The 12771-nt window shown below is 42.9% G+C and carries 12 protein-coding genes; 2 read left to right on the top strand and 10 right to left on the bottom strand.

All coding sequences use genetic code 11. The annotated features are described in order from the left end of the window. Nucleotides 1-64: 64 nt before the first annotated feature. From OSCIL6407_RS0123670 to OSCIL6407_RS0123630, 9 genes are all read right to left on the bottom strand, one after another. Nucleotides 65-529, bottom strand: a complete 465-nt coding sequence (locus OSCIL6407_RS0123670; protein ID WP_007353855.1) for a hypothetical protein — start codon at nt 527-529, stop codon at nt 65-67. 11 nt (nt 530-540) lie between these two features. After that, nucleotides 541-849, bottom strand: a complete 309-nt coding sequence (locus OSCIL6407_RS0123665; protein WP_007353856.1) for a hypothetical protein — start codon at nt 847-849, stop codon at nt 541-543. A 99-nt stretch (nt 850-948) separates the two neighbouring features. Further along, the gene (locus OSCIL6407_RS0123660; protein WP_007353857.1) at nt 949-2436 is read right to left on the bottom strand and encodes a cobyrinate a,c-diamide synthase; all 1488 of its coding nucleotides are present in this window, start codon (nt 2434-2436) and stop codon (nt 949-951) included. Nucleotides 2437-2789: 353 nt separating this feature from the next. Further along, nucleotides 2790-5558 carry an SUMF1/EgtB/PvdO family nonheme iron enzyme gene (locus OSCIL6407_RS0123655; protein ID WP_007353858.1) on the bottom strand — a complete coding sequence of 923 codons (2769 nt, stop codon included), beginning with the start codon at nt 5556-5558 and terminating at the stop codon, nt 2790-2792. Nucleotides 5559-5667: 109 nt separating this feature from the next. Then, nucleotides 5668-6480 carry an MOSC domain-containing protein gene (locus OSCIL6407_RS0123650; protein ID WP_007353859.1) on the bottom strand — a complete coding sequence of 271 codons (813 nt, stop codon included), beginning with the start codon at nt 6478-6480 and terminating at the stop codon, nt 5668-5670. Nucleotides 6481-6525: 45 nt separating this feature from the next. Continuing rightward, nucleotides 6526-7470, bottom strand: coding sequence for an FTR1 family iron permease (locus OSCIL6407_RS0123645; RefSeq protein WP_007353860.1), 945 nt, complete (start codon nt 7468-7470; stop codon nt 6526-6528). A gap of 115 nt (nt 7471-7585) precedes the next feature. Continuing rightward, entirely contained in the window at nt 7586-8020 is a 435-nt protein-coding gene (locus tag OSCIL6407_RS0123640; RefSeq protein ID WP_007353861.1) for a ferritin-like domain-containing protein, read from the bottom strand. 283 nt (nt 8021-8303) lie between these two features. Beyond that, entirely contained in the window at nt 8304-8471 is a 168-nt protein-coding gene (locus OSCIL6407_RS36350) for a hypothetical protein (RefSeq protein WP_007353862.1), read from the bottom strand. 77 nt (nt 8472-8548) lie between these two features. Then, nucleotides 8549-9130 (bottom strand): hypothetical protein, encoded by a 582-nt coding sequence (locus OSCIL6407_RS0123630; protein ID WP_007353863.1) that lies wholly within the window; start codon nt 9128-9130, stop codon nt 8549-8551. Nucleotides 9131-9281: 151 nt separating this feature from the next. On the opposite strand from OSCIL6407_RS0123630, the gene OSCIL6407_RS0123625 reads away from it, so the two are divergent. After that, on the top strand, nt 9282-10289 hold the full coding sequence (locus OSCIL6407_RS0123625) for a 2-hydroxyacid dehydrogenase (protein WP_007353864.1): 1008 nt from the start codon (nt 9282-9284) through the stop codon (nt 10287-10289). A 337-nt stretch (nt 10290-10626) separates the two neighbouring features. After that, complete coding sequence (locus tag OSCIL6407_RS0123620; RefSeq protein ID WP_007353865.1) at nt 10627-11058, top strand: CAAD domain-containing protein; 432 nt, start codon at nt 10627-10629, stop codon at nt 11056-11058. Nucleotides 11059-11192: 134 nt separating this feature from the next. Here OSCIL6407_RS0123620 and aroA read toward each other — a convergent pair whose 3' ends face one another. Beyond that, entirely contained in the window at nt 11193-12551 is a 1359-nt protein-coding gene (aroA, locus tag OSCIL6407_RS0123615; protein WP_007353866.1) for a 3-phosphoshikimate 1-carboxyvinyltransferase, read from the bottom strand. Nucleotides 12552-12771: the final 220 nt, after the last annotated feature.

Raw genomic sequence — 12771 nt, 5'->3', positions numbered from 1 at the left:
TTTTTTGTCTCGCTAGTCAAGTAAAGTAGCGAACCAGTCTAGCGATAACCGCTCTTTATCCCATTTACACATTAACAATTTCCCGCACATTCTGATCCATCTGCTCCTCAGTTATATCCAGAGAAGGCAAAGATAAAGCCTCAGCATCCATCAACTCTTTAACCTTCTCGAAAATCAAAACTTCTGCTTCTTCCTGATCCGTCAGTTTATCGTAAAAATCAGGATCGGCAAACCATTGTTCAAAAGCTATTCTTAACACACCATTCGGGTAAAACATCAAACGCCAATACTTAGAGACTCTGTTATCAACAACCTCAAATAATGGTGCAGGAGTTTGAATAGGATAATAGCTGTAGTTATCATCGCAGATATAGTACCAAAAAATTCCTTGCCATTCTCGCATAGCATAAACAATATATTCCTTACCCACAGTCAAAGGCAACTCAAGCTCTCTTGTGTAACCTCTTGCCGGATCGAGATAATTGCCAGGAAGAAATTCACCTGTATTCGCTATACACCTAACTTTCATAACCTTACTACCTACAAATTCTTGGGTGCTGTTTTAGGGTATTGTCGCTTAAACTTGAGTTCAACTTGTTGCTGAACTTGACTATTTTGAAACCAGTGTACTTGTACCGATGCTCCATTAATCATCACAGCTTGATTACTGGTCATTTTATACCAATCTTCAGGATTACCACCGTAAATTGCCACAAGCCTAGACGCATCCCCTAGCATATCGTCTGGCCCGCCTATAATTGCTCTGCAATTGCCAGCTTTAGCATCTTCTATGAGCAGTTGCTCTTGCAAATTTCTTGGAGTTTGATCGGGAATAGGAGCTTGGTTCATAATTCTAACACCTTTAGATGTTGTTTGTCAAATAAAAAACCTGGCTTGAGCTTTTAGCAGGTTCATTATCCACATCTTATTTTGTCAATTCATAATAAATCAACGGTAAATTTTACCCATATTGAAATTAGAACACTGCTCTAAAAAATGTGCTGGAATATCTCTGTTTCCTCCCCAATGAAGATGGAGATAAGAAGCGTGAACTTGATAAACTTGCCATCCTTCAGCAACCGCCGCACTTTCTCCGAACTTACCATAACGCCACATTTGATAAAGAGGCATATTAGGTTCTATGGTTAAAGACGATCGATGGAACTCGTGTCCGCAAACTTTCATCCCTGTAGATAACAGCGGACTTGCTTGTAAAGCAATTGCTTCCTGATATCCCAATGTTAACTTTTTCCCCATTACCGCTGATGTCGGCAAAATCCCTACCATTTGCCAAGAATTGCCGTCAAAATCTACAATAGAATTGCACAAATACATTAAGCCACCGCACTCGGCATAAGTTGGCATTCCAGCAACAGTAGCAGCTTTGACAGCATCGCGAACTTGCAAATTATTGCTCAATTCTTGGGCAAAAACTTCGGGGAAACCGCCGCCAAAATATAATCCTTGGATGTTATCGGGAAGTTGATTATCTGTTAGAGGACTCCAGAACACTAATTCAGCACCAAGTTCTTGTAGTAAGTCTAAATTGTCCTGATAATAGAAGCTAAAAGCGCGATCGCGAGCAACTCCAATTCGCACCAATTTTTTTTGCTTTCCCCCCTTGACAAATTCTGGCGAAGAAGTTACATTGACAGTAGGGAGACTGTGCATATATAAAAGTTGCTCAGACCCCTCATCCCCCAAATTTGTGGGTGCAGCTAACAGAGGTAAAAGTTGCTTCCAGTCAAAGCAAACAGCAGCTAAATCAGCCATTTTATCAACCAAGGAATTAAGATTACTCAATTCTTCAGTAGGGACTAAACCCAAGTGCCGATCTGGGATAGTGATATTGTCTTGACGGCGCAAAACGCCTAAAACGGGTAAACTTAGAGGTTCTAGAGCATCTTTGAGTAGTTCTAAATGGCGATCGCTACCAACTCGATTTAATACAACGCCAGCGAACTTCAGTTTTGGATCGAAACTACGATATCCGTGCGCGATCGCAGCCACAGAACCAGACAAACTGCTACAATCTATAACTAACAATACTGGCAAATCCAGTAATCGCGCGACATGAGCAGTTGAACCAAAAGAAATCAAATTATCTTGTTCTTCTTCCTTCTTCCTTCTTCCTTCTTCCTTCTTCCTTCGAGGAACCCCATCAAATAATCCCATCACTCCTTCAACTAAGGCAAATTCTGCGTCTTGACTGTGACGGGTAAAGCATTGTCGCACGTAAGATTCAGAAGTAATTACTGGGTCTAAATTGCGACAAGGACGGCCTGTAATCGACGAGTGAAACATGGGATCGATATAATCCGGGCCAACCTTAAAAGATTGAACTTTTAAACTACGACGGATTAAAAATGCTAAAATGGCGATCGCGATCGTTGTCTTCCCTGTACCGCTGCGTTCTCCCGCAATTACTAATGCCATTTGTTTCTATTTTTTTGATATAATCTAGCTGTGCTTCTCAGAATTGGTATAATATCATGTCCGCTCAATTAACAGCAATTTCTGTAGGGGCGGGTTCACCTTGATATTCAACACAAACAATAGATATAGAAAACCCGCCCCGGTCAGGTATTATGGTCAATCAACCGGACATGATATAATTTATGGTAAAAACAATTAAAATTTGAAAATAAAGCGACCTTTCAGTATTACTTACTAAGCTACTTTATCTGGTTTTATTTTCGGATGTTGCCATCACTGGAATAAGTCTAAACTCCTTTTTATACCCCCAATAAAACCCCTTTCATCAGTTCCGATCTTCAGGAGTTCTGCTGCTACACGCATACTACACGAAAACCGTCGTTGCCGACATTATGCGCGAAATTGTGGCCGCGACGGCCAGAAGCACAACTATGGTTGAACCAAGCGGCCCCACGCAGTGCCTTGCGGTCTTGAGAACCATTAAAATAGGGACTACCATCTTTAGGTAGCTTTGAGACAGTGCTTGTCCAGTTATCATCGCACCATTCCCAAACGTTACCGTGCATATCCACCAAACCCCAAGGGTTCGTATGGGTATCCTCTTTTTCCTTAACGGAATGGGTATGGCGACCCGAATTATCGTTATACCAAGTGTGTTTTTGTAACTCGCTGTCACTGTCACCAAACCAGTATTTTGTCGTTGTACCTGCACGACAAACATATTCCCATTGAGTTTCACTAGGCAGGCAAATTTTGAGCGTAAAACCTTGTTTTTTCAAGTGTTCGGTGAGTTTTTGACAAAATTCCAAAGCCTGATGCCAATTAACATTCTCCACAGGGTGATTTTCCTTCGCACTACCTGAGAACTTAGAAGGATTTTTACCCATGACAGCCTGATATTGGTCTTGGGTAATGGGATATTTTCCCATCCGAAACTCAGAGATATTTACGGTGTGTTCTCCCTCCATTTTTAATACCCCAGCGGGAATCGAAACCAATTCTATAGTTTGATTGTTTGGCAAAGGTAAAATCAAGGCACGACGACGCTCTTCTTCCTCAGCACATTTACGAGCAGTTTCCGCCTCGCGAAGTTTACGCTCTTCTTCCTCAGCACGTTTACGGGCAGCTTCCGCCTCACGAAGTTTACGCTCTTCTTCCTCAGCACGTTTACGGGCAGTTTCCGCCTCACGAAGTTTACGCTCTTCTTCCTCAGCACGTTTACGGGCAGTTTCCGCCTCGCGAAGTTTACGCTCTTCCTCTTCTTTACGGCGAATATCATTCCATTGCCGTTGCAAAGCATCTCGTTTATTACTGAGGTGCCCTAATGTCACCGCTTGATTATAGTTAGCCAGGGCGATTTCATAGTTGTTTAATTTCAGGTAAGCATCACCCCGTAAATCGTAATATTCAGCACGATGGGGTTGGAGGGCTGTAGCTTTATCCAAATCGGCAACAGCACTAGCATAGTCTTGTAATCCATAACAGGCTACGGCACTTTGATAGTAAGCATCTGCGTGGGGATTGATGGAAATAGTGCGGTCAAAATCAAGACGAGCTAAGTCATAATGTTGCGCCTGTAAATGTTCCATGCCGCGCTGAAAACAGGACAAAGAAATATTTAGAAAATGGGATTCTCCTAAAACTTGTAAACAAGCATTGAGAGATTCGACAAAGGTCGCATCTTCAGGCAGGAGCATTTTACCAATGTCAGTAATGGTATCGGTACTAGAGTTAATACCTCGTTGTTTTAACCAAGTTTGCATAACAGCTTGTACCTGGTTACTAAAACCATAGCGTGAGGGTACAGACTGCAAAATTTTAGCCCAAGCTAGGCGCAATTCCAGCATCGCGGCGGGTTCAAATTGCTCCAAACCATCAAATAGAGCATTACAGTAGTTAATTACGGCTGTGGTTAAAGAGAGACGCTCTCGATCGGAAAGATTAGCTTCATCAAATAAATCAGGTAATAATGAGGGTAAAAGAGGTAATTGACGTTGGGGAGCATAGATCAAGAAATATTCATCTGTCACCATCCCCACATGAATACAGTGGAGAATTTCCATATAGTGAGTGAAGGCTTCCCGATTGCGGCGACTAAATTCGGCTTTCTCAAAGTCGGTTTGTACTTCTCGCCCTTGCTCTTGCCATTGTGGGAATAATGTTTGGGAAATTTCCCCTATAGCATCTTGCCAACGCAGTTTACGGACAACGGTTTCAAAACGGGCATCATCAAAATCATTATTCCAGAAACCGATATTCATATTGAAAAAAGATTCTTCGACTTCCGTTTCCAAAACTATGACAGGAATAGAAGACAGTTCGCTAAAGATTTGATTAACCGCAGACTCAGCACGACGATTTTTTGTCACCCATTCCCCAGCCATAAATTTGACGGGACGTTGATTCAAGGTATATCGTTTGAACAGTTCCCGTAATGCTCCAGAAATGGTGGATTCCATCATGGGAAATTGACTTTGGGTAGTGGCATTGGGTAGGGGATCGTAACGCAATACTGGGGGTGAAAAGAAGACGGTAAGAGGCATTTCTGGGCGATTGTGAACGGTTTGAATGATGTCATCAGCTACGGCAAAAACGGGGCTATTGCGATCGCGTTTAGCATCATCACGGTTTTGTTTATCTCGTTGTCGGGTAATTTGAGCATCAAGAAAGCGAATTTCTAGGGCAAATTGGCGATCGCTTTCAGTTTTCCAACGTTGAAAGGCGATACTATCAGCTTGGAGAGCAATTTGTACTTCTGCTTTAAATTTTTCGATCGCTTGGGTAAATTCCCTTTGTTTTTCTGCTTCTAGGGATTGAAATGCTTGACGCATTTTTTCTTGTCTGAGGAGGGTTTCCGCTTCTATGGATTTGAGAGCTAAACTAAATTCTTTATCTTCTTGACGTTCCTTAGCTCTCACTGTTTGACGCATCATTTCCATTTTAGCATCAAATTCCATGCGTTTAATTGTTAATTCTTTAGCGTCACTGTCTCCTTTTTGAAAGTTTGCTATAAATGCCATTTGGTTGCTGATGGCAAGGCTTTGATTCACTCCCATTAATGCGGGGGCGACTCTACTGGCTATTTTGGCAATACCACCAACTATAGTTCCGAGAATATCCATAAATAAACTCCTGGTTTGCTCTAAAAATATTGACTAAAGCGTGTCAACTTAAGCTGAAACCCGCCAATCCGCTAGGGGTTTTAATCCCTGACAGACTGATGGATTACCGTTAACTGTTAACCGTTAACAAGCTACCAATCTCTACATCGCCGCTAGTTATAATTTTTGCTAAAACTCCAGTTTGTGCGTGACCAAACTGCTGTTGTAGCAAAGATAAAAGAGGTAAATCGCGATTTCCCGTATCAGGATCGACTTCAATATTAGGACAACGACCAATTTTTGCACTTACTAAAATTCGCGCCGATCCTAATTGAAATTCCTTACCCATCCAGTTAAATTCTTCCCAAGCTGGAACCCCATCGATAACAATATTAGGGCGAAAGCGACGAACATCAACAAAATTTCCCGCAACTTCGCTTAAATTATCTAGAGTTGCTTGACTTAATATGGAAATATGCACGGGTTCGCGATCTGGGTAGCGGGTTTCACCGCTGCTATCGCCTACTAAAAGTAAAGGCGATCGTGTTGGATGACGCGCTTCTTTAGTTGGTTCAAGCTTACTAATATATTCAGTGAAAAAGCTGCCAATACGATCGCGCCCATTTGTTGTTTTTGTTTCTGCTTCCAACACTGTAACGCCTTCCCGTTTTACTGTCAAAATCCCTGTTTCTGGTTGATAGTGACATTTTAATGCTGCTAAAAGAGGCCAGTCATTTTGAACAGCAAAATGTTTCTTACTCATCCAAGGAATATTTTCTAGCACAGGCATTTCACCTGCCTTAATACTATCTGTAAACATCAAAGCAAAAGCTCGATCGCCCTTAATACCATGTCCCTCTGTCAACAATATGCGATCGCACTCATAGGGTGTTAGCCCCTTAATAGGATGAGAAAATAATTGTTTGACGGTTATGGATTTCATTTGTCTACTTACAGCTAGAGTGATTAGATTTGTCTTACAAATGAGCTAACTTTGGGCTTTAGGTAACTGCGTCTTATTTTCTGATGCTACAGCTAAGTTTTGCAGATAGAAACCACCGACACCGAGCAAAAATAAGACATAACTCACTGCTTGTACGAGATAGAGTCGCTCTCTATATCCAAACAGAGTTTTCAACAGGATACCAGGAAATTGACCATCCGGCAAGATATGAGTTGCATTCCAAACCATCGGCCCTAAAATACAGGAGTGAACTTCAGCCATCCGATTTGAATAGAAACACAGGACTTCAGCATTATTTTGAATCTGGGCATAAGCATTAACAGCCTTGTCTAAATGTCCTACCATTGATACTACCAAACCTGCTACAATAAAGAGTAAGAAAATTCCCATAACTTGGAAAAACTGGCGGAGATTAATTTTAACTCCCAATTTGAACAAGAGCACGCCTATAACTACAGCCATCACTAAACCTGCTAAAGCGCCAAAAGCTGGAACTAAGCCTTGTTGAAATTTGGCAGTGATAAATAAAACAGTTTCAAAACCTTCGCGGAGGACAGCAATAAAAATTAAAGTAAATATTCCCCAACCAGCATTACTATCTTGTTTTAAAACTGTTGTCACTGCACCTTCCACTTCAGATTTCAGAAATCGTGCTTGTTGAGTCATCCAAATTAGCATCCAACTCAGCATCGCGATCGCAATTGCACCAAAGCTAGCTTCTAGCAATTGCTTCATGACGGGAGTATAAGGTCGATCGGAGTTAGAAACTACTTGTAATAAAAAACTGAATAATACTCCCACTAAACCACTAGCAGCAATTCCTACTCCCACACCGCTATACACCCAAGAATTGAGATAACTTTGCTGAGCTTTTTGCAAGCAAGCAAGTACAATTCCGACTACTAAGGCTGCTTCGACTCCTTCGCGCAGAGTAATTAAAAATGTTGGTATAGCTTCACTAAAATTCATTATTTTTGTTATTTGTTATTTGTTGGTTGTTAGCGGTCAGTATCTTTTTAAGGGCAACTAACCACTAACACAGTTAACGGTTAACAGTTAACAATTAACAGTTAACCATTAACAATCAACTAAAATCCCGCAACATCTTTTTTAGTTCAACCTGATGCAGTTCTTCTTGACCAATTAGAGTTCGGGTAAATTCTTCTAAATAAACGCTGGCATCTTCTACAACTTCGAGCAAATCCTTGTAGATACTCAGCGCTTTTTTCTCATGGTTTAGACTCTCCTCTAAAAGGTCTCTAATCGAGTGCTTATAGGTTTCTTCAATGGGAGCAATTTTCTGGCTAGGATGCCCCTCTAAACCTGTAAGAATTTCTCCTACCTGTTGAGCGTGGAGCAAAGATTCAGTTGCTTGTCCCTGAAAAAACTGTACAATGGGAATGCGGTTGGGCCCTGTTACCATCAGTGCATAGTGAGTATAGCGAACGACACCAGCTAGTTCACACTCCATAATGGAAATTAGCAGTTCAATGGTTTTCTTTTGGTCAAGTTCTCTCATTTGTTGTACTTGGTATTAGAACGTAACGAAAGTAAAAAATTGGAGGTCAGGAGTTTCGATTGAAGAGCAATCGTTATTTTGTCCCTGTTTTCCCTCATACTATATCAAGCATTAAACCATTAATAATTTTTAATGTAATATTTTTACGGATTGTTTTAATAATAGCCCTGCGTCGTCAATAATTGGTAATAATTTTGAACATATTTCTCAATTATCTTAATCGGGAAGGTGACTAGATCGGTAGCGATCGCACTGTTAGCCGAACTCTACGTTAAGATTTTAGTCAGTATGACCCATCACACACTAATCCTACTACCAGAGGTTGCGCGATCGCCCTAGCATTATTATGAATATGGAGGTTGTGCTGCTGATAAAGTACGATCGCGAGTTCTCTCCGCACATCAGCTTCAGTCAGGGGCAAGTTATCGGGAAGGTCGATCGTAATTTGCATGATTTATGGTACTTTTTAATTTCAATTGTCTCTTAAGTGCGCTCGCAAAACATAACTGATAAATATATAAACTCTGCTTAAAAGCCAGCAACAAGAGCAGTTAAATTCTGCTCGGAAACTGACTCGAATGGACAAGCAAGTATCCGAACTGCGGTAGTAGCTAAGTGTCTAAAAATGCGATTGGAAGAACCTAGAGCACCGTGAGCGCCACCTTCAAAGCAAAGAATACCAGAGCCGAGAACATCTGCGGCACTCAATGCACCTTCGATAACGCTCTCAGAGTATTCTAACGGAATTCCGGCGCACACTTCATCAACGCTTGCAGCCAGCGACCAATCAACAGGATTTCCTGTATCTGTAGAAGTTGCAACTTTGATAGAAAATTCTCCTGAATTTGTGGGCGTAAACTCAGACTCTAGGAGTCCGTAGATAAAGCGACCTCCTGTTGGAATAAACATCTCAATAGCTGTGCGCCGCACTTCAGAAATATCAATTTTTTTCGCATCTTTTTTAGTCCGTGACAAAACCTTGACTACTGGATAGTTTAGTTCTGGCAATGTACCCAGCCAAATCCGTGCTTTGCGGTATCTACTCAGATTAAGAACAATTAATTTACCTGTTGACTCCCCAAGCGTTACGCCAGTTGTGATTAAACTCATCGGGAAAAGCCTCTATTACTTCTGGACGATCGATTCGGTTTTTATCGCTCGATTTAATGCTACAATCAAACAGCCTTACCCTTAAAAAAAAAGATAAGGGAAAAAACCCTTTTTAAGGGGATTGGAGACTCTTTATCCACAGCCAACCGCAATGAAGGTCGCCGTATTCAGCACGAAATCCTACGATCGCCAGTTTCTCTCCGTCGCCAACGAGAAACATGGACACGAGTTAGTATTTCTAGAACCGCGCATAAACTTGGAAACTAGCGTCTTAGCTGCTGGATTTCCCGTCATCTGCATTTTTGTCAACGATCTCCTAGATGCGACAATCTTAGCAGCGATCGCCAGCCAAGGAACTCGTTTAATCGCCCTCCGTTCTGCCGGATTCAATCATGTAGACTTGAGCGCAGCGCAGGAACTAGGACTTACCGTCGTGCGAGTACCCGCTTATTCTCCTTACGCCGTTGCTGAACACGCAGTTGGCATGATGTTGGCACTCAACCGCAAAATTCACCGCGCCTACAACCGGGTTCGCGAAGGTAACTTCGCCCTCGATGGCCTTTTGGGTTTTGACCTACACGGACGAACGGCGGGAATCGTCGGTACGGGTAAAATTGGAGCACTGACAGCCAAAATTCTCAGCGGATTTGGCATGAAACTGCTAGGATATGACGTTTTCCAAAGCCCTGAATGCCTAAATTTAGGTATGGAATACGTTTCCTTATCCGAACTCTTTGCTCGCTCTGACATTATCAGCCTTCACTGTCCCCTGACCCACGAAACTTACCACCTGATCGACGATGAAGCTCTTGCTCAGATGAAAGATGGGGTAATGGTAATCAATACCAGTCGCGGCGCTTTAATTGACGCTGAAGCCGCGACAAAAGCACTAAAATCCGGTAAAATCGGCTATCTCGGCTTAGATGTTTACGAGCAAGAGAGCGATCTGTTCTTTGAAAATTTGTCTGAATACGTGATTCAGGACGATGTGTTTCAACGCCTGCTCACGTTCCCCAACGTGCTAATCACGGGTCATCAAGCTTTCTTCACCGAGGAAGCTTTGCGGAATATTGCCGAGACAACTCTGGCCAATATCACGGACTTTGAACAAGATCGCCCTTGTGCTAATGAAGTCAGCGTTGAGCGGTTGCGGAAATAAATTAAAGCTGCAACTACCTTCGCTACAATATCATCGCTCGACTTGGCTGCAATCGAGCAGCCAAGATCGTCACAAAGGTAGATACACAGCTAGGGATTAATCCCAGCCTTGGCTTGTAGGAGAGCGCTCTCTCTCCCCAGACAGATTAATATTTTAATTGGGTTAAAACCCGATTAAAAACCTCTGTTTATAATCTCCCTTTCCTTAAACCGAGTATGTTAAGTTAGATAATTAACAACAGTTTGGCAATGTTGTTGCTCTCATGCTAATTTTCTGAAAATTAGATTGCTAGCAATTCTTATTTTTTCAATCCACGTCGCAAGTGAGGAAGTATAAAATGACTCAAGCCAACCCTTCTGATGAAACTGAACTGAAAACTGCAACGGCTCAAGTAGAGATTAACCTCGAAAAACCCGGTGCTATAGCTGCACTACCTCCCGCAAAGGACTCAGCAGCTCAGTTGCAGCAGATCAAAGACCAAGTTTTCTCTGTTTTGTCTGAACTGCCGGCTTATGTATCCAATTTTTTTCAAGAATACCAAAAAGCGCTTATTACTATTGGTTTGATTGCGGCAGGCGGCATCACGATTAAAGTAACTCTAGCAGTGTTGGATTCGCTTAACGATATTCCTCTACTATCGACCACCTTTGAGTTAGTTGGTATGGGATATACTGGTTGGTTTGTTTACCGCTACTTGCTCCGCGCTTCTAACCGTCAAGAATTGTCTGCGGAAATTGAATCTTTCAAAGAACAAGTTCTCGGCAAGTAATTAATTTTGAGTTTTGAGTTGGGAGTTTTAAATTTTGAATTAAAGACAATTGCCAACTCACTCGCCGTAATTGCGGTTTTTAGCCATGAGTTTTGCATAATTTATAACTCAAAACTCAAAACTCCCAAGGCGGCTCAAAACTCAAAACTGTCTGTAAGTTGTTTGAGAGTAGCAGTGAAGTCTGGGTAAGAGATAGAGGCGGCTTCGGCGCGGTGAATGGCGGTAATACCAGAAGCATTGAGGGCCGCGATCGCGAGACTCATAGCAATCCGATGATCGGTGTGACTGTCAAGGTCTGTACCCGTCAAAGCTGTCCCCCCAGCGATTTCTAAACCATCGGGTAATTCTGTAATCTGAGCTCCCATGCGGTTGAGCTGGCTTGCCATCACAGCTAAGCGATCGCTCTCTTTGACCCGCAACTCCGCCGCATCCCGAATTGTTGTAGTCCCTTCGGCAAAGATCGCCGCTACTGCTAAAATCGGGATTTCGTCAATCAAGCGAGGGATTAAGTCACCCGAAATGGTACAACCCTTAAGTTTTCCACTATTGCGGACAACAATATCGGCGACGGGTTCTCCAGCTACTAACCGCTGATTTTGTAGCTCAATGTTAGCTCCCATCATCGCCAAAGCTTCTAAAATGCCAGTACGAGTAGGATTAACCCCAACATTCTCAATAGTTAGCTCCGAATCGGGGACAATAGCTCCCGCTACCAGCCAAAAGGCTGCGGAACTGATGTCACCAGGGACAATTACGGCTTGACCTTGCAGTTTCGCCGGGCCCGTAACTGTCACGCTGCAAGTATCGGGATCGACACTAACTTTAGCTCCAAAAGCTTGTAGCATCCTTTCGCTATGATCCCGCGAAAGAGCCGGTTCTGTCACCGTTGTTTCTCCCTCTGCCATTAAACCAGCCAACAAAATGCAGGATTTGACTTGAGCTGAAGCAATGGGAGAATGGTAGTGAATGGGTTTTAGCCGTTGTCCGAGTACGGCTAGGGGGGCCAGAGAGTGGCTTTCTCTACCCCAAATTTGAGCCCCCATTTGTTGCAGGGGTTTGACAACGCGGGACATAGGACGCGATCGCATGGAACTATCCCCCGTTACCGTAAAAAAACGTCCGGGGTGAGAAGCTAAAATTCCCATCATTAGCCGCATGGTAGTACCGGAGTTACCAGTGTCTAAGATATCCTTCGGTTCCCGTAACTCGCCGAGTCCAAAGCCTTTAACCCGCACTAATTCGGCATTCAGTTTAGAAATTTCCGCTCCCATCGAGGCGAAACATTTAGCAGTGCTGCGGGGGTCTTCCCCTAAAAGCAGTCCCTCGATAGTAGTTTCTCCAGAAGCGATCGCTCCTAACATTAAAGCTCGATGAGAAATAGATTTATCCCCCGGAATTCGGATGCGGCCTTGTAGCGACAGACCCAATGGGGGTTTTTGAATTATTAAAGTTTCATTTTCAGTGGTTTTCGCAGTGACGATGACTGGTGGCATTGAGATAAACTGGTGTGGGACTGCGTTAGCTATCGTACCGCTTTCCCAGTCATTAAAGTGCGATCGCTACTCAGTTGTGAGTCCTGATTGAAAAATCAAGGCTTAGAACTCAAGACTCAGGGCTCAGGGCTCAGAGTTCAGGACTTACAACTCACATCACAACTCAGGACTTAGGACTCAGGACTCAGGACTACTGAATGACTAATTACCCCCAAGAACG

The sequence above is a fragment of the Kamptonema formosum PCC 6407 genome, from assembly GCF_000332155.1.
GTDB lineage: Bacteria > Cyanobacteriota > Cyanobacteriia > Cyanobacteriales > Microcoleaceae > Kamptonema > Kamptonema formosum.
This window is presented reverse-complemented; position numbering and strand designations above follow the sequence as displayed.

Bases quoted from the DNA above. Each gene is read 5' to 3' on its own strand.
- OSCIL6407_RS0123670 (WP_007353855.1), bottom strand. From the start codon at position 529: ATGAAAGTTAGGTGTATAGCGAATACAGGTGAATTTCTTCCTGGCAAT.
- OSCIL6407_RS0123665 (WP_007353856.1), bottom strand. From the start codon at position 849: ATGAACCAAGCTCCTATTCCCGATCAAACTCCAAGAAATTTGCAAGAG.
- OSCIL6407_RS0123660 (WP_007353857.1), bottom strand. From the start codon at position 2,436: ATGGCATTAGTAATTGCGGGAGAACGCAGCGGTACAGGGAAGACAACG.
- OSCIL6407_RS0123655 (WP_007353858.1), bottom strand. From the start codon at position 5,558: ATGGATATTCTCGGAACTATAGTTGGTGGTATTGCCAAAATAGCCAGT.
- OSCIL6407_RS0123650 (WP_007353859.1), bottom strand. From the start codon at position 6,480: ATGAAATCCATAACCGTCAAACAATTATTTTCTCATCCTATTAAGGGG.
- OSCIL6407_RS0123645 (WP_007353860.1), bottom strand. From the start codon at position 7,470: ATGAATTTTAGTGAAGCTATACCAACATTTTTAATTACTCTGCGCGAA.
- OSCIL6407_RS0123640 (WP_007353861.1), bottom strand. From the start codon at position 8,020: ATGAGAGAACTTGACCAAAAGAAAACCATTGAACTGCTAATTTCCATT.
- OSCIL6407_RS36350 (WP_007353862.1), bottom strand. From the start codon at position 8,471: ATGCAAATTACGATCGACCTTCCCGATAACTTGCCCCTGACTGAAGCT.
- OSCIL6407_RS0123630 (WP_007353863.1), bottom strand. From the start codon at position 9,130: ATGAGTTTAATCACAACTGGCGTAACGCTTGGGGAGTCAACAGGTAAA.
- OSCIL6407_RS0123625 (WP_007353864.1), top strand. From the start codon at position 9,282: ATGAAGGTCGCCGTATTCAGCACGAAATCCTACGATCGCCAGTTTCTC.
- OSCIL6407_RS0123620 (WP_007353865.1), top strand. From the start codon at position 10,627: ATGACTCAAGCCAACCCTTCTGATGAAACTGAACTGAAAACTGCAACG.
- aroA (WP_007353866.1), bottom strand. From the start codon at position 12,551: ATGCCACCAGTCATCGTCACTGCGAAAACCACTGAAAATGAAACTTTA.